A 22,531-nucleotide genomic window follows, 5' to 3' on the forward strand; every position below is an offset into this window, starting at 1 on the left:
CCACATACGACAGAGGAGGGGCCATGTCCCATTATGTCACAGCCATCGGTCTCGACGTCCACGCCCGCAGCATCAAGGCCTTCGCCCTGAACCCGATGACAGGCGAGGCCGAGCGGGCCTCGTTCGGCTACGACCCGGCGGCGGTCGCCGAGTGGGCGCTCGGCTTCGAGTCCCCGAGGGCCGTCTACGAGTCCGGGGTCACCGGCTTCCACCTCTGCCGCGCCCTGCGCGCGCTCGGCCTGGACTGCGTCGTGGGCGCCGTCTCCAAGATGCAGCGGCCCGCCGCCGACAGGGGCAGGAAGACCGACAGGCGCGACGCCGAGTTCCTGGCGCGCCTGCTCGCGACCAGGAACGTCGTCGAGGTGTGGGTCCCCGACGAGCGCACCGAGGCCGCCCGCGACCTGTCGCGGGCCCTCGCCGACGCGCGCGACGACCTCCAGCGCGCCAAGCAGCGGATGTCGAAGTTCCTGCTGCGCCACGGCCACGTCTTCGACGAGTCGACGCCGACCGGGCGCAGGAGGGGCAACTGGACGCGCGCGTACTGGAAGTGGGCCGACGCGATCGAGTTCGACGAGCCCGATGACGCCGCCGCCTACGAGCACTACCGCGACTGCGTGAGGCGCTGCCAGGAGGCGCGCGACGAGCTGGCGGGGAAGGTCGCCGAGTCGGCCGGGAGGCCGGAGTGGAGGCCCGTCGTCGACGCCCTCAGGTGCGTGAAGGGCTTCGACGTCGCCACGGCGTTCCTGCTCGCCTGCGAGGCGGGCGACTTCTCCCGCTTCCCCACCGCCCCGTCCTTCGCGTCGTGGTGCGGCCTCACGCCCTCGGAGCACTCGAGCGGTGAGACGTCGTCGAAGGGCGGGATCACGCGGGCGGGCAACGCCCACGTGCGCTCCGCCCTCGTCGAGGCCGCCTGGCACGTGCCGATGTCCTCGCGCGACCCGAAGCCGCTCGCCCCGGGCCAGGAGGTCGCCCCCGCGGTGAGGAGGCACGCGACGAAGTGCAACCGCAGGCTCATCGACCGCAGGGAGGCGATGGCGGGGGCCGGCAAGCGCCCCGTCGTCGCCAACTGCGCCACCGCGCGCGAGATGGCGTGCTGGGCCTGGGCGATAGCGAGGATGGCCGCGGAGTAGCGGCCGCCCGAGCGAAACAGGGTCCGACCCCGGGGCCCGCCGCGTTCGAGGCCGTTGGGAGGCCACTCGAGTCTCTTTTTATGGGCAGCGGGGAACCGCCACGCCCGCCATACAGACTTCGGCCGAGGCCCCCAGCCGTAGCAACGAAATGCGCAGCCGACGAGGCCACGCGCGGATATTAGAATGCCGAACGTGCGTCGAACAGACACGCCCTCAAGCGGCGGCGCCCCCGGGTGAAGATAGGTAGGCCCGACCGGTCGCGGTAGCTCCGCGGGCGGTCGGGCCGGTTTTGCCTCTTGACAATGTTCAGCTCATATTAGAAAAGGGCCCCGAGTAGAGGCCCCGAAAATGCAATATCCCTGTGTGGGTTAGTTCAGGGTGTTTACGAGCTTCTGAACGCCGGACTTGCGGTTGGAAGCCTGGTTCTTGTGGATGATGCCCTTGGCAGCAGCCTGATCGAGGCGCTTGTAGGCACGGCTCGCGGCGGTCTTAGCAGCCTCAGCGTTGCCCTCCTCGACGGCCTCGTGAACGTGCTTGATGAGCGTCTTGAGCTCGGAGCGCACGGCGCGGTTGCGGATGCGCGCCTTCTCATTCGTGCGGATGCGCTTCTTCTGCGACTTGATGTTTGCCACTGGTGCAGTTCCTTTCAATAGATAGCTATCAACTATCCGGCCTCTGAGACACGGTGAGGTCACACAAAAATGTAGTCTAGCACGATGTATGAGGTAGGTGAAGTGGTGACCTTGTGAAATCATGCCGATTATCGTGATCGGCAAGACCTCGGTACATGCCGAGCGCGTCCTCCGCGTGAATGCCCGGGCATCAAACCGCATCAAGCGCTATCTCGTGCGCATCTTACCAGAAAACCCGAAACGTCACCCGGCTATGTGCGCGATCCAGCGCACCATAGCGAGGTCGGAATCACTCGAGCCCTTAAGCGCGCGCTCGACCTCCACCGCCTCGTGCAGCGCATCGACCAGACGCTCCATCTTGAACCGGCGCGCCCAACGAATATGATTCTTGACCTGCCAGTCCTTGACGCCAAGCGTCTGGGCGAGCTCACGCCCCCGCCCACGGGCGTCGAGTGCTTTGGCGACGATCAGCTCGCGGATGCGCGCGACCATCAATGAGTAGATGCGGACCTCGCTATGAGCCGGAAAGCACCGGTAGAGCTCGAGCGCACGCGGTAGCTCGCGAGCCGAAAGCGCGTCGAGGAAGTCCCAAGGTTGGACCTCGGCCGTGCGCATGACATTCCGCTCGACATCCTCGACATCGATCCTGCCGCCGGAAACCAACGAGGCGAGCCTCTTAAGCTCGTTATCGAGCATCCTGGTGGAGGTGCCCGCGCGAGCGACGAGCGCCTCGGAAGCGGAAAGGGTGATCTCTACCCCATAGCGCCTTGCCATGCCCTGCACCTGCTTGGGAAGCTCCCAGCGCTTCTTGGGGGCGCAGTCGATGACGGCTTTATCGCCGAGCTTTGCGATCGCTTTGTACAGCCGGGTATTCTTGGCAAGCGCATCAGCGACGACAAGGCACACCGTGGTAGGCGCTGGATCGGCAAAGTACGAGACCAACGCCTCAGAGAGCTGCTTGGGCATGCGGTCGCAACCGGTAAGGACAACCAGCCTGAAATCGGTGCCCATGGGATAGGTATTCAGAGATGACAGCACATCGTCAACTTCTTGGTCCTTGCGCATGTCGCGCTCGTCGAAGTTGAAATCGAGCATGCCGCTTGAGGCGAGCCTGCCTTTGAGACGCTCAACAGCGGCATCGCGCTTGACTTCATCGGTCCCGACAACCAGATAGCCCGCGAGTAGCGATGCAGCCGCCATGCGTCTGACCTCCAATACCGATCATAGAATAGACAGCGGACGGCACCATGCCTTTCGCAGTCTTTAGTTCCCGAGTATTCTACCCGCCCCCGCGCGAGGTAGCCACCGTGAAACCTCCTTCTTCAGGCGAGATGGACACATCCCCCGCATCAATGGTGCACAGGAACGGGACGCCGGCTGCTTCAAGGGCATCGATGCATTCCTCAGACGGATGACCGTAGCGGTTGCCCTCCCCCGCACTGGCCACGGCGAGTTCGGGGGCGAGTATGCCGAGCATCTCGGCATCGACCGACTCCGCCGAACCATGGTGGCCAACCTTGAGGACATCGACCGGTCCCACATCGGCTGCGTACCGAGACGCTTCCGTCGCCTCGCTATCACCCGTGAGCAGCATGTCAAGCGACCTGCCTTGCAACTCGTACGACACATCGAGCACAAGGGATGCCTCGTTGCCATCGCCGTCAACTGGCTCTTGCGGCCATACGACTCGGCAATCGAAGCCTCCGACTACGAACCGGTCGCCATAACCGACCTCAACAGCATCAGGAAGATCAAGAGAGCGAATCTCGGGAGGCATGCCCGCAAGGGCTCCATCGGCAACGATGAGCCGATCCACAGCTATGGTCCCGAGCAGCTCGTCCAAACCGCCATAATGATCGCTGTCCCAATGGGTGATCACAACTGCGTCAAGGTGCAAGACGCCATGACGTAGCAGCGCCCTAACGACATCCCCGTCGACGCCCGAGTCAACAAGGAGCGCTCGGCTTCCCTCTCGCAGAAGGATGGCATCTGCCTGACCGACGTCCATAACGATGATTTCCGCAGGAGCGAACCATCGCGAGCGTACCAGCGGCACCGCGACGAGAGACAGGGCGACCAACACCACAGCGCCAAGCGCCATGGGATGCGGAGACCCCCAAACGGCATATACGACGCAGGCGATTCCATAGCAAGCTGGGGCGAGCAGCGACGGGGCGCTCACATACAAAGATGCCCAAGGGAGCTGAGACATGAGCCCTGCGATGAAGAACGATAGATTTGCGAGAGCCTCCGGAATCAAGAGAATCGGAGCGAGCACCGGGAACGCGAGCTGCACGAAGACGGCTGCGACGCCAGCGACGAGCAGAGCGCTCATAATCGGCCCCAACACGAAGTTCGCAAGCGGGGCTACGAGGGAAAGCTCTTCGAACACAGGAAGGGTCACCGGAAGAGTCGCCCATTGCGCGCACAGCGTGAGCGCCAAGGCTTCCCCTACCGCCCGTGGTACGCGGACAGCCTCCAGCAAGCTTGTCATGTAGCCACTGAACACCTGGATGAACAGGACGCTTAATGCCGAAAGCTGGAAGCCGAGATCGAAAACGACGCCCGCATCCACCACGATAAGCACCATCGCAGCCAACGATAGCGCGGATATACCATGGCCCCTCCTACCGCCCAGCGTAGAGGCAAGCGCCATTGCAACCATGCAGAATGACCGGGTAGCGGAGGGTTCGGCTCCGGTGAATCCGACATAGGAAGCCATGAGCACCAGAAGAACCGCAGTCCGCGGAACGGGCCCGACGCGGAGGCGCCTTACGCAAGCGATGACGAGCGCGGAGATGAGCGCAAGGTGGCTTCCTGAAACCGCGATGAGATGCGTGGTCCCCGTATCCGAAAAGGCTTCGGTCTCCACGCAAGCGTTGAGCTCGGTGGTTCTACCGCAGACGATTCCGGCAACGAGCGCTCGCGCCGGGCTGCGGACAGGATCGATCGCATCGAGCGCACGCGCACGCATCCAGTCGATGGGGCTTGTAGCCCCCTCCCGCTGTTCGCGGACGGTAACCACCTGCACGCGTGCGACCTCGCCAGCCATGAACGAAGCCCGATCCCACCGATCATCCTCGAGGGAGAAGATGCGCCCTACGACCTCCAGCACGGTATCCGCCTCATAAGCGCTGTCTGCAGAAAGCGCAACCTTCGCTATTGGCGAACCGTCCACGTCTTTAGCAACAGCGCTCATCGAAGCACCGTAGGCCGATATGCGCGCATCCCCCAACACCTCGAAGCGATACGCGCTCGCAGCGGCATCGAGACCATCGAAGGACCGAGCGCGCCTCAGAGCGCTCGCACCTCCCGCCAGGGTGCCCGCAGCGAGACCGATCGCGATCCAGCGTAATAACGAGATGACGCTGCGAAGGGCGGCGGGCTCCCCGCTTCGGGCGATGAACGCGGCTGTGACGAGCAGCGCGATCACGCCACAAATAGACAGGAGGACCAATGGCGCAAGTGCGATAAGGGCTTGCGTCGCCACCGGGCGAGAGGCGTCGCTTGCGAGGTAAGCCCTCCAGCCCGTCTCGATGGACGCTCCCGCCGATATGCAGCATACGAGCGCTCCTGCGAAAGACGGAGGTATATAGGGACGCGGCGGCAGCTTCGAGCGCTCAGCATGGTCGAATGACGGAACGTTAGAACCTCTCGCTTCCATCTCGACCGCGCTCATACGCAGATATAGGGGGCGAGGTTTTCGAACTTCTTCTCGCCGATACCGCTCACGCGCATGATGTCCTCGATGGAAGCGAAGGGTCCGTTTTCCTCACGATCATCGATGATCGCCTGAGCAGTCGCCGGTCCGACCCCGGGAAGCTCATCGAGTTCGGATAGGCTGGCTGTATTGATGTTCACCGGTGAAATCGACTCCTCGTCACCATCAGATGCTGAGGAGGCACCTGCAGGGGCCGGCGCGGCCTCGCCGACCCGGGGTACATAAACCTTCTCTCCATCGACGAGCGGAGCCGCTCGGTTAATGCCTGAGACATCAGCATCCTCAGCGAGGCCTCCCGCCGCCTCTATTGCATCGGCGACGCGCGACCCCGCAGGAACCTCCACAACACCCGGAGCAACGACTGCGCCGTCGACGTCTATGACGAGCGGCGCCTCCGACGCACCGCTCGCAGAATGCTCGTCGCTTGTCGAGCCAGTGCCGACTCCCCCGCCATGCTCTCCTCTGCCAGAGGCCTCAGCCCCGGTTCCATCCCCTCGTTCGATACCCTCCGCATTTGAACCGATCTCGCCAGCAGAAGATCCGACCCCAGATCGCTCGATGGAAAACGTCTCGCCCCGCGCTGAGCAAAACCCTAAGAGCAAAGCAGACAACGCCAGCACCGCAACAATCGCACCCGCGATCATGAAGCCGGGATGCTGACGAGCGATGGTCATCATCCGCACGATCCAGGAACCTTGTTTAGACTTGCGAGTTAGCTGAACCATGGTCGCCCCCTTCCTTGCTTGCATGATGAAGCAGAAAATGGGCAGCCACCGCTATGGATCGAATTCCTTGAACGACATCCAACGGATATCTTTCCCTTATCTCACCGCCGGGAGCATGCGCTATACGCAACAGCGCAACATACAGGACGAGCTGCGGCTAACCCGCAGCTCGCAAGATTGTTTCGATGCATTTCTCGAATGATGCCATGCAGCCCGAATCATCAGGCCGCTGCGAAATAAATCGCACAACGTCCGCTCATGCTACGAAAGCGGAGCGTCATCGACCGTTCGCTGAATCAGCGCTTCATGACGTTCGCACAGAGCGCGAGGGGGCTTATAGGACGAACTGTCGAAGTCGATGTACTCGACGTTTCGAACAAGCTCCTCGATCATGGCGTCGTGATCGAAAGCATCCCAAGCCTCATGGACGGCATCGAGGCGCGCGTGCGTCTCGGGGGAACGCGGCATGAAGAGCGTGCAGCAATCGGGCGCGGTCTCGCATGAGATGTCATAGGTGCCGATCTCCTGGGCACGAGCTATGATCTCCTGCTTGTCCGAACCGATCAGGGGCCTGAGCACGGGAAGAGACACCATCTCGTTTACCGCAGCGATGTTCTCGAGGGTCTGAGAAGCAACCTGGCCGAGCGACTCGCCGGTGACGAGCGCCTTCGCCCCCTCGATGCGGGCGATGCGCTCCGCAACGGCATACATGATGCGTCGATACATGATGACGCGAAGGCTGCTCGGACAAGAAAGCGATATCTCGCGCTGGGCGTCGCCGAACGGCACGACGTACAGTCGGCCGATTTGCACGGCAGGCGCCAGGGCACCGATGATGTCCTGGCAAAGGTATTCGCTGGTATCTGCCGTCTGCGGACGACCCGAGAAGTGCACGGGCACGCAGACGGCGCCGCGGCGCGCGAGCATCCAGGTTGCCACCGGGGAATCTATGCCCGAAGAGAGCAGCGTCACGACCTTGCCCGCGCTGCCCACCGGAAGTCCACCCACGCCCCGCTCGGAACGAGCGTATACATAGACGCTACCCTGGGCAACGAGCACGTGCACGATCGCATCAGGATGATGCATGCGGACCTGCTTATCCGGGTACGCCTCGCAAAGTGCCTCTCCGACCTGGGCATTTAGCTCCATGGACCCGATGGGGTAATCCGTATTGGAGCGCTTGGCGGCAACTTTGAAGGTCTCAAAGGGGCCGAACTCGCCAAGTGCGGCGACAGCGGCGCGATGGTACTCCGCAGGATCGCGATTAGTATGGAATGCAAGCGAGACGCGAGCGACACCCGGAACGCGCCGGATGACTTCAAAGGCGCGCTCCGCATCGCCAGAACGCGAGAAGGTGACGAGAATATGGCCGGAAATCCTCACGCAGGTAGCAAGTGAAAAGGCGGCACAGGCCGCCTTGATCGTATCCATGAGGATGCGCTCGAAGTGAGCGCGGTTCTTGCCCTTGAGTCCTACCTCGTGGTAATGGACCAGGCAGACGCGACTTCCCATCTACTCGGTACCAACGGCCTTGGTATGACCGAGGGCAGCCTCGTAGCTGTCGTGGTCATAGGAGATATCACCGTCGACGATCTCCTCCATAGCCATGGAGATGGTGTCCTTACCAGAAAGGGCGATGGTGATGTCGTCGATCTCCTGAACCTGCAGCACACGGGAGTGCTGACCACGAAGCATGTTGGTGATGTCGCATGCACGCTTAGAGGAGAGCGCTGCGAGAAGGAACCGGTTGTTATCGGTCTTCTCGAGCAGATCGTCGATAGGGGGCTTAATTACAGACACGGAACTCAGTTCCTTTCATGATTCTCGATGATGGTGAGGAGCTCAGCACATGCTCGGTCAAGATCGTCGTTGATCACCACTTCGTCGTAGCGATCGGCAAACGCGAGTTCACGTTCAGCGTTTGCAAGACGAAGCTCAAGCGATTGAGGCGTCTCGGTGCCGCGCTTAGACAACCGCTCTCGGAGCACATCAAGCGAAGGGGGCATGATGAAAACGAGCACGGCCTCGGGGATGCTCTCGCGCACTTGGAACGCGCCCTGGACGTCGATCTCCAGAATGAGCGAGGAGCCTGCTTTGAGGTTGCGGTCCACTTCGCTACGCAACGTGCCGTAGCAGTTGCCGTGGACATGCGCCCACTCGACGAATTCCCCAGCCTCGACGCGTCGCATGAACTCGTCATGGGACATGAAGTGGTAGCTCACGCCATCTATCTCACCCTCACGCGGGTTTCGCGTGGTAGCCGAAACCGTCAGGCCCAAGCTGGGAAGTGATTCGCGAACACGCGCGACCAGAGTCCCCTTGCCCACACCTGACGGTCCGGAGATAACGAAAAGCTTTGGCTCGAAGCAGGCCACTTACTTGGTCAGGGCCTCGAGGAGCTGCTCGCGCTGACGGACACCGAGGCCCTGAACGCGACGGGTGGCGGAGATGCCCAGCTCGTCCATGATCTTGGCGGCCTTGGCCTTGCCATAGCCGGGAAGCGACTCGATGAGGGTGGAAACCTTCATGCGGGAAGCGATCGGATCATCGGAGTTGAGAACGGACTCGAGGGAAACCTCACCCTTCTTGATCTTCTCACGAAGCTCCGCACGGGCGTGGCGGGCGGCAGCGGCCTTCTCGAGAGCCTGCTTGCGCTGCTCATCGGTGAGCTGAGGAAGCGCCATTAGAACCTCCAAATTTACTGTGGATACTACCAAAACAAGCATTCTAGCTTAGGAAACGATGTTTCCTGCACCTAGCTGCCGTACTAGGTTAGTCGATACGGTTTCAAAGTTCAAGCACGTAGCGAACAATTGTGCAGGCTATGACGGGTAATTCACAGAACGCCCTTGAAGTTTTCGCACGTGAGAGCCTTGACGGGTACCCCTAGGATTGCGCGGCCGTCAATTCCGCCACGATGGCCTCATAAGCTGCCACCGGGTCGGAAGCGCTGGTAATGGGCCTGCCGATCACCAGATGGCTCGCACCGGCATCGATTGCCGCAGCAGGAGTCGCGACCCTGCTTTGGTCACCGAGCTCCGCTCCAGCCGGTCGCACGCCCGGAGTGACGATGAGGGCGTCCTCACCCAAAAGTTCACGCATGGAGCGTGCCTCTTGAGGCGAGCAGACGATGCCGTCGATGCCGTTAGAACTCGCAAGAAGGGCGAGGCGCGCTGCCTGCTCGGCAATGGGATCTTCGACGCCCACCTGGGCGAGGGCAGCTTGATCCATACTGGTGAGCACCGTGATGGCAACGAGCCTTGCGCGTTCGAGACCGCTCGTCTGAGAGGCCTCGTCAACCCCGTTCCGAGCGGCAGCAAGCATCGCCGCCCCACCGCAACCATGAACCGACAAGAGGTCTGCCCCAGCGAGCGCTGCAGAGCGCGCCGCACCGCGGACCTGATGCGGAATGTCATGGATCTTGAGGTCGAGGAAGACCTTGAACCCGCGATCCTTGAATTCTCGGACGATGGAGGGCCCCTCGCCGTAGTACAACGTCATGCCGACTTTCAGCCATGAGGCATGCCCACTCAGCGAGCCGGCAAGGTCAAGTGCTTCCTCTCGACCGCAATCGATTGCGACGATGGTGCGCTCGCGCGCCTCGATATCTAGCATTCGAACGCTCCGATCAGTTCAGTTATGCTCTTGACTCCCTGGGATTCCGCCCATGCCTCGAGCTCCTCTAGAATGCGAACGCTCGCAGCGGGATCGACGAAGCTGGCCATGCCGACCGCAACGGACGTTGCACCAGCAAGGATGAACTCAGCAGCATCCTCTCCCGTCATGACGCCGCCGACGCCGCATACCGGGATGTCCACAGCCTGGCAGACCTCCCACACCATGCGCACGGCGATCGGATGGAGCAAGGGGCCTGACAGGCCGCCCGTCGGCCGTGAGATCTTCGAACGACGCGTGCGTACGTCGATGGCCATGCCCGGAATCGAGTTGATCACCGTGAGGCCATCAGCTCCCTCAGCCTCAAGAGCTCGGGCGATCTCGGGCAGGCGCACGGGGGCCATCTTGACCAGAAGCGGCTTCTTGGTCACCGGGCGACAGGCGCGCATGACCTCGGCAGCACCTTCAGGCGTGGACCCCATAGCCGCGCCGCCGCATGCGATGTTGGGGCAGCTCACATTGATCTCGAAGGCGGCAGCCCAGGGACACAGCTCATCAAAAAGCTCCAGAGCGGCAACGTACTCCTCGACGGAATGACCGGCGACCTGGCAGATGACCGCCGTGCCCTTATCGGTGAGGTCGGCAAGATAGGGACCGGATTCCTCGGCAAAAGCGCGGACACCCGGATTCTGCAGGCCCACTGAGTTCATCATGCCACCGGGGACCTCCGCCATGCGGGGCTTAGGGTTGCCCGGCCATGGCTCGGCCGCGCAGCCCTTGGTGGTAATGGCGCCCAAGCGTGAGACATCGATGAAATTCGAGAACTGCCAGCCCTGGCCGAACGTCCCAGCAGCCGTGTTGATAGGGTTCTTGAGGTGGATGCCGGCAAAATCGACGTCCATGGATACCTTGCCCATTACCACACAACCTCCTTCGCATCAAAGACCGGACCACACATGCAGGCGCCCTTCATGCCGCTCGTGGTCTCGACGGCGCACGTCGAGCAGGCTCCGAAGCCGCAGCTCATCATGCGCTCAAGCGAAGCCTCGCAGTAGACACCCGCCTCAGCGGAGGCGTTGGCAACTTTGGCCATCATAGGCTCAGGGCCGCAGGTCACCACGTACCCATAGGAGCCCGAAGCAAGCAACTCAGCCGCTGGGTCGGTGCAAAAGCCGTGATAGCCCGCGCTGCCGTCATCGGTGCAGACGCGAACCTCGCCGGCTCCGAGCGCCTCGAAGTCCTCGACTCCGACCATGCACGAACCGCTGGCTGCGCCCAGACACACGTCGAAGGCCACGCCGCGCGCGGCAAGCTCTCGGGCAAGGCAGAGCACCGGCGGCACCCCAATGCCACCGGCAACGAGAAGGGCGCGCTGGCAATCTTCGGGCACGGTCCACCCATGTCCGCCAGGTCCCAAGAGGTCAGAGGTATCCCCGGGCTTCATCTGGGAAAGGCGTTCAGTCCCCTCGCCCACCACGGCATACCAGATCTCGACGGTCCCGGCATCGGCGTCGGCCGAAGCGTAGCTCAAGGGGATGCGCAGAAGCGACATGGCGTTGCCAGGTACGGCAATATTGACGAACTGCCCGGGCTTAAGAGCCGCAGCGAGTGCAGGCGCATGGAGAACGAGCGCGTAAACGCCGTCGGCGATGGGCTCGTTCAGCACCACCTCGAACTCATGGACCCTGGCCGGTGAAGGAGTTGGCATTGTCCCTCCGATCATGCTGTTACCTCAGATGCGCCCTCATTGTCTCACAGGCGAGGACGCTGCACATGCTATCCAAACACGAGAGCGGGCGCGCGCCCGAAGGCGACTGCGCCCGCCCTCAGCGGTAAGCGCGAGAATGCGGCTAGCAGACTGCTCCGTTAGCCAGAACATGCTTGCCGCCCACGAAGACGTCAGTGGCGCGGCCGGTAAGCTCGCGGCCCTCGAAGGCGCAGTTTACCGCCTGGGACTCATATCCGTCCTCGCCAACCGTCCACGTAGCCTCGGGATCGAAGACGGTGAGGTCAGCCGTGGAACCCGCCTCAACGGAGATGCACTCGACGCCGAGGATCTGCCGCGGGTTGGAAGACATAAGCTCGACCAAGCGGGCGTAGCCGATCTTGCCGGTATTCACAAGCTCGGTGAGGACGAGGCCGAGAGCGCACTCGATACCCGTCGTGCCGAACGGAGCAAGCTCGAACTCGCGCGCCTTCTCCCACTCAGCATGAGGAGCATGGTCGGTCGCGATGGCGTCGACCGTGCCGTCGACAACGCCTGCGATGAGCGCCTCGGCATCGGCCGCCGTGCGCAGCGGGGGGTTCATCTTCAGGCGCGTATCGTACGTGCCATCAAGCGCATCCTCGGTGAGGAACAGGTGATGCGGAGTGGCCTCGCAGGTCACCGGCAGGCCCTCAGCCTTCGCAGCCCGCACCAGCTCGAGGCCGCGCGCGGTGGAGATGTGCTGGATGTGGAGCTTCGCACCCGTAAGGCGCGCAAGCGCGATGTCGCGAGCGATCTGGAGCTCCTCGCCCTCGGCGGGCCAACCGAGCAGGCCGAGGCGCGTGGAAACGACGCCCTCGTTCACCTGGCCCTCGCCCACAAGGTCCTCATCCTGGCAGTGCGAGAGGAAGGTCTTGCCGAACATCTTGCCGTAGTCCATGCAGCGGCGCATCATGCCCGCGCCCTGGACGCCACGGCCGTCGTCGGTGAAGGCAACGGCACCATGGGCAACCATGTCGCCCATCTCGGAGATGATCTCGCCCTTGAGGCCCTTTGAGCAAGCGCCCGCGGGATACACGCGGCAGTGGCCATCGCGTGCAGCAACGGACTTCACGTACTCGACGACGGTGCCGTTATCGGTAACGGGATCGGTGTTGGGCATCGAGCAGACGCCGGTGAAGCCGCCGCGGACGGCCGCGCGGGTCTCGCTCTCGATGGTCCCCTTGTGCTCGTAGCCCGGCTCGCGAAGGTGGACATGCATGTCCACAAGTCCAGGGACGAGCACCTTGCCGGTAAGGTCGATGACCTCGCACCCAGCAGCGTCGAGATCGGCGCCTACCTCGGCGATCTTATCGCCGTCGATCTTCACATCCATTACGCCGTCAAGAGCACCCTTAGGGTCGACGACGTGTGCGTTCTTAAGCAGAAAGGCCATTGTCGGCACCTCCAAGCAGCAGGTACAGGGCAGCCATGCGCACGCAGATGCCTGCGTACACCTGGTCGAGGATCACGGAGCGCTCCGGGTGGTCGGCCATGTAGGAGTCAAACTCCACGCCGCGGTTGATGGGACCGGGATGGCAGATGATAGCGTCGGGCTTCATGAGGCGCTCGCGCTTCTTGGTGAGGCCGAAGAGCTGATGGTACTCGCGCAGGCTCGGGAAGGGCGCGCCCTCCAGACGCTCGCGCTGGATGCGGAGCATGTAGACCACGTCGAGCTCGGGCAGAACGTCATCGAGCGAATAGCTCACATGATCGGCCCCGAGCACCTCGGGCGCGGCGGGGATGAGCGTGCCGGGAGCGACGACCGTAACCTCGGCACCCATGATCTTGAGCGCGGGGATGAGCGATCCGCAAACTCGGGAGTGCGCGATGTCGCCCACGATGCCCACCTTGAGCCCGTTGAAGTCCTGCTTGCGCTCCCAGATCGAATACAGGTCGAGCAGAGCCTGGGTAGGATGGCCGTGCTTGCCGTCGCCGGCGTCGATGACGACCGCGGGGCTCGCCTGGCTCACGATATAGGGTGCGCCCGCGTGCTTGTCGCGCACGACGATGCAGTCGATCTTGTACGCGTCGAGCGTCATGACGGTGTCGATGAGGCTCTCGCCCTTCACCGTGGACGTGGAGGAGCCGCCGAAGTTGAGCGTATCTGCGGACAAGCGCTTCTCGGCCAGCTCGAAGGAGCTGCGCGTACGGGTGGACGGCTCGTTGAACATGTTGACGATCGTCTTGCCCTTGAGGGTGGGGACCTTCTTGATCGCGCGCTCGTTGACCTGGGAGAAGGCCTTGGCGGTGGTGAGGATCGTCATGAGCTCGGAATCGGAATACTCCGAGATGTCGATCAGGTGCTTATGATTGTTGAACATGGACTACTCGCCTCCCAGCGGAGCGGAGCCCACGCGGGCGCCCGGCTCGACATCGAAAATCTCGACGGTGCTGCGCCCGTCGACCTCCTTCAGATACAGGCGCACGTTCTCCTCATGCGACGAAGGGACGTTCTTGCCCACGAAATCGGGGCAGATGGGAAGCTCGCGGTGACCGCGATCAACGAGAACCGCCAGCTCGACCCGGCTCGGACGGCCAAGATCCATGATGGCATCGAGCGCGGCGCGGATGGTGCGACCCGTGTAGAGGATGTCGTCCACGAGCACGATGCGCTTGCCATCGACATCGAAATCGATCTTGCTGGCATGCACCTCGGGTGCGAACGTAGCGAAGTCATCGCGATAGAAGCTGATGTCGAGGCTGCCGAGCGGAACGCGCACGCCCTCGATCTCCTCGATCTTTTCGACAAGCTCCTTTGCCAGCAGATCGCCGCGCGTCACGATGCCCACGAGCGCAAGGTTCTCACAACCCTCGTTGCGCTCGAGGATCTCGTGCGCGATGCGCGTGATCGCACGATTGATGGCGACCTCATCCATGATGATCGCCTTAGGCGTAGTGCCCATCGCTCTCCTTCCTCGATCCAGGCACACCCGGACGGGTGCACCTTCGCCGCACGCAGCGGCACAAAAAAGATGCCCGACCGCCACGCGGAGAGACATCGCAAGAAGACGCGCTAGGCGCTATGTAGGTCCTTGCGGGTATCTCGTACGCGCTTAAAGGTCGATTAAAGTGTACCACGACCGCCCGCCCGCAAGGGGCGAACGGTCGCGCGCTTCCGATAATGCATAGATATCCGCAGATCCTGCATATCTAGTTGAACTGGTTGCGATACGCCTCGCAAACTTCGCCAACAGGACCATCCATGCGCAGATCGCCCTTCTCAATCCAGATGGCGCGGTCGCAGATGCGCTCGACCTGTTCGATATCATGGCTCACGAAAAGCACGGTCACCGAACCGCTATCGATGAAGTGCCGAATTCGCTCCTCGCACTTATGTTGGAAGAACACATCGCCAACGGAAAGGGTCTCGTCAACGATGAGGACATCGGGCTCAGTGATGGTCGCGATGGCGAAGGCGATACGGGCGACCATACCGCTCGAATAGTTCTTAAGCGGCATATCGAGGAAATCGCGGAGCTCGGCGAACTCAACGATCTCGTCAAAATGCTCCTTGATGAATTCGCGAGTGTAACCAAGAAGCGAACCGTTGAGGTAGATGTTCTCGCGGGCGGTGAGCTCCATGTCGAAACCGGCTCCGAGCTCGATGAGCGGCGCGATGTTGCCGCGCACGGTGCAGCTGCCCTCGCTCGGCTCCAGCACTCCAGCGATGATCTTGAGCATCGTCGACTTTCCTGAACCGTTGGTGCCCACAAGCCCAACGGTCTCGCCGGGATCCACCGTGAACGAGATGTGCTTGAGCGCGCGGAACTCCGTGAAGAAGAGCTCATGCTTGGCGAGCTTGATGAAGTACTCCTTCAAGTTGTTGAGCTGCTCGGAAGCCATATTGAAGATCATGGTGACGTCATCGACCTCGATGGCGTGCTTCTGCGCGGATTGTGTATCGGCCATTGAACGTCCTCGTCCCTAAAGCGCTACCCTCTTGCCGCCCAAGCGTCCCCACTCGGGCCGGGGCATCAGATGTACAGGATGAACTTATGCTCGGTCTTATGGAACACGACATACCCCAAGATCAAGGCAACGAAAGACCAGCCGGCGCACATAGCGAGCGTGTAGGCTGATGGATTGACCTGAAACAAGAAGATGTCGCGCATGAACTGCAGGTAGTTGTACATGGGATTAGCGTAGATGAACACCTGCAGGAGGCGCGGCATCATGGCGATGAAGTCAGTCGTCCAGAAAATGGGGGTGAAGTACATCCACGCGGTGATGACAACGCTCCACAGATGGCGAATATCACGGAAGAACACCGTGAGCGCGCTCAGTAGAAGCCCCAAACCGGTGCAGAACCCCATAAGCAAAAGCAAGCACACCGGAAGCCAGATAAGATGCCACGTGGGTACCACGCGGAACCAGAGCATGACGATCGCAACTGCGATGAGCGAAAAGGCGAAATTGACCAGAGCGAAAAGCGCCTTCTGCACGGGGAAGACGAATCGATGGACTTTGACCTTCTTGAGCAAGGAGGAGGCATCGATGATCGAGCTCAGCGCGGTCGAGGTGGATTCGGACATGAGGCTGAACGTGATGTTGCCGACGATGAGATACAGCGGATACATCTCAGGCGTGATCGAACCGTTGCGCCCCTGCGCAAAGATGGTACTGAAGACGACCGCCATGACCACCATCATGAGCAGCGGGTTGAGCACGCTCCACGCCACACCGAGAATTGAGCGGCGGTACTTGATCTTGAAATCCTTTGAGACGAGCTGCTGGAGAATGAAAAGGTCCTTCTCCATCTTCGAGCGAGCATGCGTCACGGCATTGCTCTTGGTTGCTTCAGCCACAGACAATCCAAACGACAGCGGTACTAGATACGCAGGACATTCTAGCAGAGCTACCATGCCACTCGACTTTTTTCATTTTATGTCTTGCCATTCGCCACGACTTTTGTATACTAATCACTGTTGCTTGAGAGCAGCCACATTCCTCGGTAGCTCAATGGTAGAGCACGCGGCTGTTAACCGCGCTGTTGTAGGTTCGAGTCCTACCCGGGGAGCCATTGTTTTTAAACCCTCGTCAGTCCCCCTGGCGAGGGTTTTCTTATGTCAATGCTGATCGCACGCCAACTACCGCGTTGCCGGCAGTGCCTTTCGTACAAACAATGCAGAATCATCCTCGCTGATCGTACGGTATCTTCATTTTTGAAATGCGATCGTACGATTCCTGCATTGTTCGTATTGGCTATCGTACGTTATCGCCATTTATATTATGGTTATCTTAGGATTTGTGCATTATTAATATGGCTGTCGTACGTTTTCTAACGTTTTATATATAGTTCTGCATTATGTTTACGATAGCCTATTATATATTGCAGATATCCTACGATGGACATTTCGATTCTGCACCAACCCGTCACTCATCCGGCATGAACATCAAGAGATTTGGAACGCATCCGAATCACAATCAGCGCATCCATGAAAAGGCGGGAACCAAACGGTTCCCGCCCAGCAAAGCAATCTCGAGCAAAACAGCTAGTTTTCGATGTAGTCCTTTAGCTTGCTCGAACGGCTAGGATGGCGCAGCTTCGCCAAGGTCTTGGACTCGATCTGGCGAATACGCTCACGGGTGACGCCAAACTCGCGGCCGACTTCCTCCAACGTTCGCGGATGCCCGTCCACAAGGCCAAAACGAAGTTCTATGACCTTGCGCTCTCGATCGGCAAGCGAATCGAGAACCTGGCCGAGTTGTTCTTGAAGCATGGAGAAGCTCGCAGCATCGGGCGGCACAACGGCCTGCGAATCCTCAATGAAGTCGCCGAGCTGAGAATCCTCTTCTTCACCGATAGGGGTCTCGAGCGAAACCGGCTCCTGGGAGATCTTCTGAATCTCGCGGACACGATCAGCCGACATGTCCATCTCCTTGCCGATCTCCTCGGGAGTTGGATCGCGGCCGAGGTCCTGCAGGAGCTGACGCTGTACGCGAACGAGCTTGTTGATAGTCTCGACCATATGCACGGGGATACGAATCGTACGGGCCTGGTCGGCGATGGCACGCGTGATTGCCTGGCGGATCCACCAGGTTGCATACGTGGAGAACTTGAAGCCCTTCTCGTAATCGAATTTCTCGACCGCGCGGATAAGACCAAGATTGCCTTCCTGGATGAGGTCCAAGAATAGCATGCCGCGACCAACATAGCGCTTGGCAATGGAGACAACCAGGCGCAGGTTCGCGCTGATAAGCGCCTGCTTCGCATCGAGACCGACTTGCTCCACGCGCATAAGGCGACGTTTCTCGGCACGCGAGAGCTCGAGCTCGCCATCTTCTGCAGCCTCGAGCTGTTCGGTCGCCTGGAGGCCTGCCTCGATCTTCATGGCAAGATCGACCTCGTCAGCAGCAGTCAGAAGGTCGACTTTACCGATTTCCTTAAGATACATGCGCACGGGATCACCGGTGAGCATGACGGTCGATGCATCGATGCCGCGCACACGGGAACGAGAACGGGACGTGCGGGCGCGACTGCGCTTCTTGCGCACTGAACCCATCTCGCTATCTGCGAGCTTCGCGACTTTGATGTCATGGTCCTCGATGCTCTCATCATCAAGGTCGTCATCCAAGCCGTCATCTTCGACATCGAGAGGCGCATCTTCGTCTTCACCCTGAGAAACGACCTCGACGCCCTGGTCTCTAAGAGCTCGGTAGATGGAAGTCAGCTGTGCATCTGTAACGTCAACGTCCTTGAGCACGACTTGAATCTCGTCCTCGGTGACAGAACCGCTCTTAGCGCCCTTGTTCAGCAGCTTATCGAGATAGGACTCGAGCTCGGTTCCCGCACTCTGGGTATTCTTAGGCACAGACTCTCCCTTCATACAACACAGGGTCATAAATGTACCACACGTGTCTATACCCAACACGTGCGGAAATGATGCTGTGCACATTTTCCGCCGATTTTTGCACCAGTGCCAGCACCGCTCTTGCAAGCGACGCTGGAATAGAATCCTCGCGCCCGCGGGCAACGGTCGTCAATCGCTTGCCCTACGCCTCACGGAAGGGATCTGCGATGCCTTCGACGGCGTTCTGAAGCTCGCGTTGGCGCGCAGCATCACGGGTGGCTTGAATGGTGAGCTCGCGCCGCTCGTCATGGCTGAGCGAGCGATCTTGACGCAGGCGCGCCTGAATGGAGCGCAACCGTCTTCGCACCGTGTACAGCTCGAGCGTATCGATGAGAAATCCTATATTGGCCTCAACGGAATGAGTGCTCGTAGACAAGATGGTCCCGCTGGATACAAGCTCCGCCGCCTCAGGGCAAACAGCCCTCGCCGCCATCATGGCGTCGCTTGGAGAGGTTCCCTCCGGTGTGGCGAGGACAGCCCAAGCGATGGTCTCATGCCGTGGATCGACCCAATCGATGGCGGTGATGCGCTCCGCGAAGGGCCGGAACACGTCAGGGGAACTCGTGAGGAGCGTCAGGAGCTCGCGTTCTCCCGCAAGCGCACGGCGCTCGGCGTTGGTGAGGAGCTCATCTGGGCTCGTTTGGGCCGCAACGCCATCAATGGGTGACACCGCACCAGACGCTCCCCCGTCTTCGTAAGCGTCAAGAGGGACGTAGTCGTACGGCGCTGCCTCTGCATCTTCGTACGGCGGAACGACAGGCTCATCAGGTTCTAAACGCTTGGCGCCGCGCGCGTGGCTTCGCTGCTGTTCCCGTCTCAGCTGTGCAGCCTCCTCTTCTTGGACTTGCTTGAACACTCGCCGCGATGCAGTGCGCACGGCATCAGCATCGAGTCCAAGAAGATCTGCGATCTGCATGAAGTACGTATCGATGAGAAAGCTTGACCGCAACGGGTAGATGAGCCGGCATGCATCATCGAGGGCTGCCGCGCGTCCTCCCGGCGTCGAGGTGTCGCACCGCTCGCCAAGCTTGCGAAAGACAAAGTCCATGAGGGGCTCGGCATTCTCGAGCAGAGCGCGCAAGGCGTCGCCGCCACGTGCGGTGATGAACTCCATGGGGTCCATGCCGTCGGGAAGCACAACGCAGCGTAGGTCGGCAGAGCTCTGCTCGATGAACCCGAGAGCGCGCTCAGCGGCCTTCTGGCCAGCGGCATCGCCATCGAACAGATAGATGATGCGCTTAGCGAACCGCGTAAGCGTCTTCACATGGTGCTCGGTGAGCGCGGTGCCCAACGTAGCGACCACGTTGCCTATGCCCGCCTCATAGCAGGCGATCGCATCGGTGTACCCTTCGACAACGATAGCCTGGCCTTGTGCCACGATATGCTCTTTGGCCCAGTTGAAGCCATAGAGGTTGCGCTTTTTATGGAAGAGCGCCGTCTCAGCCGTGTTGAGATACTTGGGTTGCCCGTCGCCCATGACACGGCCACCGAAGCCGATGCAGCGTCCGCGCTCGTCCATGATGGGAAACATCACGCGGTCGAAAAACCGGTCTGCCAGCGCGCCGCGATCGCGCCTCACCGCGACGTTCGCATCGATCATCTCCTGCGGAGTAAACCCCTTCTGCCCAAGATATGCCACAAGCGATCCGCGCCCGGGGGCATATCCCAGTTTGTAGCGGCGACAGACCTCGCTGCCCATCCCTCGAGAGGCGAAGTAATCGCGTGGATCACCGTTGCGGCCGCGCATGAGCTGCGTATGAAAGAATTCCGCCGAGGCCTCGCAGGCCTCGATGAGACGTGTGCGCTTCGTGCCGCGCTCGAAGCCGCCGCGCGTGTCCTGGATCTCGATGCCCGCTCGGTCGGCAAGGTAATGAATTGCCTCAGGGAAGGAAAGGTTCTCGCGCTTCATGACATAGGTGAAGCAGTCGCCCCCCTCCCCGCAGCCAAAGCAATGCCAGACCTGAGTAGCCGGGATGATATGAAATGAAGGGGTCTTCTCGCCATGGAAGGGGCAGCATCCCCAGAACTCCTGGCCGCGCTGCTTGAGCTGAACCGTCTCTTGAACGAGCTCGACCAGATCGGTTGCCGCGCGAACGCGGTCCTTATCTTCATCGGAAATCATGCAGCGACACCCCGCTCTCCCCTAGTTCCGTACGCACTTCGTCTATATTGCCCAAAACAGTCGCGATGAGCGCGTCGACCGAAGGGAACTGAACTAACGGGCGAATGCGCCATAGGAAGACGAGCGAGATCGCAGCACCGTAGATATCACCGGCAAACCCGATGATATTGGTTTCGAGCGAAGCAGACGCAGCGCGATCGCGGAAGGTCGGCGGTTTTCCAACGTTGATAGCCGCAGGCCAAACCGTTCCATCAACCAGGGCAAGTCCGCCGTAGACCCCCTCTGCGGGCACCTGCACATGTGCGGCGTAGGTTACATTCGCCGTAGGGAACCCCATACCGGTACCCTCTCCGCGCCCGGGGTCAACGGTTCCACGCAGTAGGTATCGACGGCCCAGCAGTTGCTCCGAGCGCTCAAGACAACCCGCGGCGAGGTGCTCGCGAATATGCGTTGAGGAGACAACCTCCCCATCAATGGCCATGAGTTCATGACCGGTAAGGGAAATCCCCTCGCTCGCGCACCACTCCCCCATAACCGGTACGGTCGACGCGCCATGGTGGCCGAGGCGAAAGTCTGCACCCACATGAATCGAACGGATATCGCAAGCAGGCAAGAGAACGCGTTGGAAGAACTCCGCATGGTCAAGCTTCGACAGCTCGACCGTAAACGGGATAACAAGAACGGCATCGACGCCGGATGACGCGAGCAACGCCAGGCGGTCGTCGCTCATGCAGAGCTTGGGGTCCGGGCGCGGTGCCACGACCTCATCCGGGTCAGGCATGAAGGTGACGGCTACAGAAGCCATGCCGCGATCGCCAGCTTCTTCTGTGGCGGCGGCAATAAGCGAGCGATGCCCAAGGTGCACGCCGTCGAAGGCACCGATCACGGCAACACTGGGACCAAGATGCGTGAGCGCGCCGGGCTTCCAATCCACAACCGGAACGGTCCGATCGACAGCGATGAAGTCGCGACGCAGTTCTTCTATAGGAGGCATCATCGGTACTTGCCACCCGATCCTTCTCCCGCCGCGCGAGCTGTTTGATACCCCGACCCAACGCCCTCGATAGGCTGCGGAAACACATCATGGGGGACGAATGCGCCACCGGAGATCTCGCCAAGGGCAGCAAGCCGCCCGCCGCTTACGAGCGCGATGCGCTCGGCACGAAGGGCGTCGGCGCCCACGCTTCTAAGCTTTGAGCAGGGGATACGCTTACCGCAAAGGACATCTGCCAGGAGTTCCTCGTCGCAGCTCATAGCACGCGCCCCAAGCGCTACGACAGGATCGAGTGCATGCTCGTGAGCCACCTCCGCGGAAAGCTCATCGAGCGGGAGGCATGAGGAGCGACCAACCGATCCAGATGCGGTGCGAACAAGGGCGGTGAGATGAGCCGCCGATCCCACCGCGCGACCGAGGTCGCGCGCGAGAGCACGGATATAGGTGCCCTTGCTAACCGTGAACGATACGGTCCAAGCAAGCGCTTCACCTTGGGAGCAGATACCGATGAGCTGCGCCTCATGGACGGTGATCGGCCGGGCTTCGAGCTCGACCTCCTCCCCAGCCCGCGCACGCGCATACGAGCGCACGCCATCGATGGAGATGGCCGAAAATGCAGGAGGCACCTGCATCTGATCGCCGAGCATCCCCCCAAGGACGCGGTCGGCGAAGTCTTCATCTCCAAGCTCCGGAGGGACGGGGGCTTCGCGGGTGATATCGCCTTCTGCGTCATCTGTCGAAGTTTCCGCCCCGAAGGCTATCTCGGCAAGATAGCGCTTGGTGTCGAGCGCGAGCATGCCCAAAAGGCGCGTCGCCTGCCCTACACCGATTACAAGCACGCCCGATGCCATCGGGTCGAGCGTGCCCGCGTGACCCACCCGACGCTCGCCCACGCAGCGCCGTACGCGCGCGACGACGTCATGTGATGTGCAGCCGGTGGGCTTATCGACCCCTATGAGCGCGTTCAGCTGCGCGATACGATGCTTCGCCATGG

Annotated in this window: 21 protein-coding genes and 1 tRNA gene; 2 read left to right on the forward strand and 20 right to left on the reverse strand. The window is 61.1% G+C overall.

Annotation, left to right across the window (positions count from 1 at the left end):
• The first annotated feature begins 23 nt into the window (after positions 1-23).
• Positions 24-1,130: an IS110 family RNA-guided transposase gene (locus tag C1717_RS05385; protein ID WP_102371612.1), complete on the forward strand. Its 1,107-nt coding sequence runs from the start codon at positions 24-26 to the stop codon at positions 1,128-1,130.
• Between the two features lie 368 nt (positions 1,131-1,498).
• Here the strand turns inward: C1717_RS05385 and rpsT are convergent, their stop codons facing one another.
• The 16 genes from rpsT to C1717_RS05470 form a co-directional block, all read right to left on the reverse strand.
• The gene (gene rpsT / locus C1717_RS05390; protein ID WP_102372166.1) at positions 1,499-1,762 is read right to left on the reverse strand and encodes a 30S ribosomal protein S20; all 264 of its coding nucleotides are present in this window, start codon (positions 1,760-1,762) and stop codon (positions 1,499-1,501) included.
• A gap of 243 nt (positions 1,763-2,005) precedes the next feature.
• Positions 2,006-2,962: a DNA polymerase III subunit delta gene (gene holA / locus C1717_RS05395; RefSeq protein ID WP_102372167.1), complete on the reverse strand. Its 957-nt coding sequence runs from the start codon at positions 2,960-2,962 to the stop codon at positions 2,006-2,008.
• Positions 2,963-3,041: 79 nt separating this feature from the next.
• Complete coding sequence (locus C1717_RS05400; protein ID WP_180965846.1) at positions 3,042-5,252, reverse strand: DNA internalization-related competence protein ComEC/Rec2; 2,211 nt, start codon at positions 5,250-5,252, stop codon at positions 3,042-3,044.
• Between the two features lie 185 nt (positions 5,253-5,437).
• Positions 5,438-6,208: a ComEA family DNA-binding protein gene (locus tag C1717_RS05405; RefSeq protein ID WP_180965847.1), complete on the reverse strand. Its 771-nt coding sequence runs from the start codon at positions 6,206-6,208 to the stop codon at positions 5,438-5,440.
• Positions 6,209-6,469: 261 nt separating this feature from the next.
• Positions 6,470-7,720: a tRNA uracil 4-sulfurtransferase ThiI gene (gene thiI / locus C1717_RS05415; protein WP_102372171.1), complete on the reverse strand. Its 1,251-nt coding sequence runs from the start codon at positions 7,718-7,720 to the stop codon at positions 6,470-6,472.
• Positions 7,721-8,008, reverse strand: a complete 288-nt coding sequence (locus tag C1717_RS05420) for a DNA-directed RNA polymerase subunit omega (protein ID WP_102372172.1) — start codon at positions 8,006-8,008, stop codon at positions 7,721-7,723.
• A gap of 5 nt (positions 8,009-8,013) precedes the next feature.
• Positions 8,014-8,583, reverse strand: a complete 570-nt coding sequence (gmk, locus tag C1717_RS05425; RefSeq protein ID WP_102372173.1) for a guanylate kinase — start codon at positions 8,581-8,583, stop codon at positions 8,014-8,016.
• Complete coding sequence (gene mihF, locus C1717_RS05430; RefSeq protein ID WP_102372174.1) at positions 8,584-8,892, reverse strand: integration host factor, actinobacterial type; 309 nt, start codon at positions 8,890-8,892, stop codon at positions 8,584-8,586.
• A 202-nt stretch (positions 8,893-9,094) separates the two neighbouring features.
• The gene (gene pyrF, locus C1717_RS05435; RefSeq protein ID WP_102372175.1) at positions 9,095-9,823 is read right to left on the reverse strand and encodes an orotidine-5'-phosphate decarboxylase; all 729 of its coding nucleotides are present in this window, start codon (positions 9,821-9,823) and stop codon (positions 9,095-9,097) included.
• The gene (locus C1717_RS05440) at positions 9,817-10,740 is read right to left on the reverse strand and encodes a dihydroorotate dehydrogenase (protein ID WP_102372176.1); all 924 of its coding nucleotides are present in this window, start codon (positions 10,738-10,740) and stop codon (positions 9,817-9,819) included. Before C1717_RS05440 ends, pyrF begins: the two co-directional genes overlap by 7 nt.
• A complete protein-coding gene (locus C1717_RS05445) occupies positions 10,740-11,531 on the reverse strand; it encodes a dihydroorotate dehydrogenase electron transfer subunit (protein WP_102372177.1) in 792 nt (263 codons plus the stop codon). The genes C1717_RS05440 and C1717_RS05445 overlap by 1 nt, the downstream gene beginning before the upstream one ends.
• 142 nt (positions 11,532-11,673) lie before the next feature.
• Positions 11,674-12,963: a dihydroorotase gene (locus C1717_RS05450; protein ID WP_102372178.1), complete on the reverse strand. Its 1,290-nt coding sequence runs from the start codon at positions 12,961-12,963 to the stop codon at positions 11,674-11,676.
• On the reverse strand, positions 12,947-13,891 hold the full coding sequence (locus C1717_RS05455; protein WP_102372179.1) for an aspartate carbamoyltransferase catalytic subunit: 945 nt from the start codon (positions 13,889-13,891) through the stop codon (positions 12,947-12,949). The genes C1717_RS05450 and C1717_RS05455 overlap by 17 nt, the downstream gene beginning before the upstream one ends.
• Before the next feature lie 3 nt (positions 13,892-13,894).
• Positions 13,895-14,473 carry a bifunctional pyr operon transcriptional regulator/uracil phosphoribosyltransferase PyrR gene (gene pyrR, locus C1717_RS05460; protein ID WP_102372180.1) on the reverse strand — a complete coding sequence of 193 codons (579 nt, stop codon included), beginning with the start codon at positions 14,471-14,473 and terminating at the stop codon, positions 13,895-13,897.
• A 247-nt stretch (positions 14,474-14,720) separates the two neighbouring features.
• Positions 14,721-15,479 carry an ABC transporter ATP-binding protein gene (locus C1717_RS05465; RefSeq protein ID WP_102372181.1) on the reverse strand — a complete coding sequence of 253 codons (759 nt, stop codon included), beginning with the start codon at positions 15,477-15,479 and terminating at the stop codon, positions 14,721-14,723.
• A 65-nt stretch (positions 15,480-15,544) separates the two neighbouring features.
• A complete protein-coding gene (locus C1717_RS05470) occupies positions 15,545-16,327 on the reverse strand; it encodes an ABC transporter permease (protein WP_102372336.1) in 783 nt (260 codons plus the stop codon).
• A 188-nt stretch (positions 16,328-16,515) separates the two neighbouring features.
• Here C1717_RS05470 and C1717_RS05475 point away from each other — a divergent pair.
• Positions 16,516-16,590 (forward strand) — tRNA-Asn (locus C1717_RS05475).
• Between the two features lie 472 nt (positions 16,591-17,062).
• Here C1717_RS05475 and rpoD read toward each other — a convergent pair.
• The 4 genes from rpoD to truB all read right to left on the reverse strand — a co-directional run bounded on the left by rpoD (position 17,063) and on the right by truB (position 22,529).
• The gene (gene rpoD, locus C1717_RS05480; RefSeq protein ID WP_102372182.1) at positions 17,063-18,382 is read right to left on the reverse strand and encodes an RNA polymerase sigma factor RpoD; all 1,320 of its coding nucleotides are present in this window, start codon (positions 18,380-18,382) and stop codon (positions 17,063-17,065) included.
• A 181-nt stretch (positions 18,383-18,563) separates the two neighbouring features.
• Positions 18,564-20,543, reverse strand: a complete 1,980-nt coding sequence (dnaG, locus tag C1717_RS05485; protein WP_102372183.1) for a DNA primase — start codon at positions 20,541-20,543, stop codon at positions 18,564-18,566.
• Positions 20,530-21,537 carry a riboflavin biosynthesis protein RibF gene (ribF, locus tag C1717_RS05490; RefSeq protein WP_245859492.1) on the reverse strand — a complete coding sequence of 336 codons (1,008 nt, stop codon included), beginning with the start codon at positions 21,535-21,537 and terminating at the stop codon, positions 20,530-20,532. The genes dnaG and ribF overlap by 14 nt, the downstream gene beginning before the upstream one ends.
• On the reverse strand, positions 21,537-22,529 hold the full coding sequence (gene truB / locus C1717_RS05495) for a tRNA pseudouridine(55) synthase TruB (protein WP_102372185.1): 993 nt from the start codon (positions 22,527-22,529) through the stop codon (positions 21,537-21,539). The genes ribF and truB overlap by 1 nt, the downstream gene beginning before the upstream one ends.
• Between the last annotated feature and the right edge of the window lie 2 nt (positions 22,530-22,531).

The sequence above is a fragment of the Enorma phocaeensis genome (assembly GCF_900186505.1).
GTDB lineage: Bacteria > Actinomycetota > Coriobacteriia > Coriobacteriales > Coriobacteriaceae > Enorma > Enorma phocaeensis.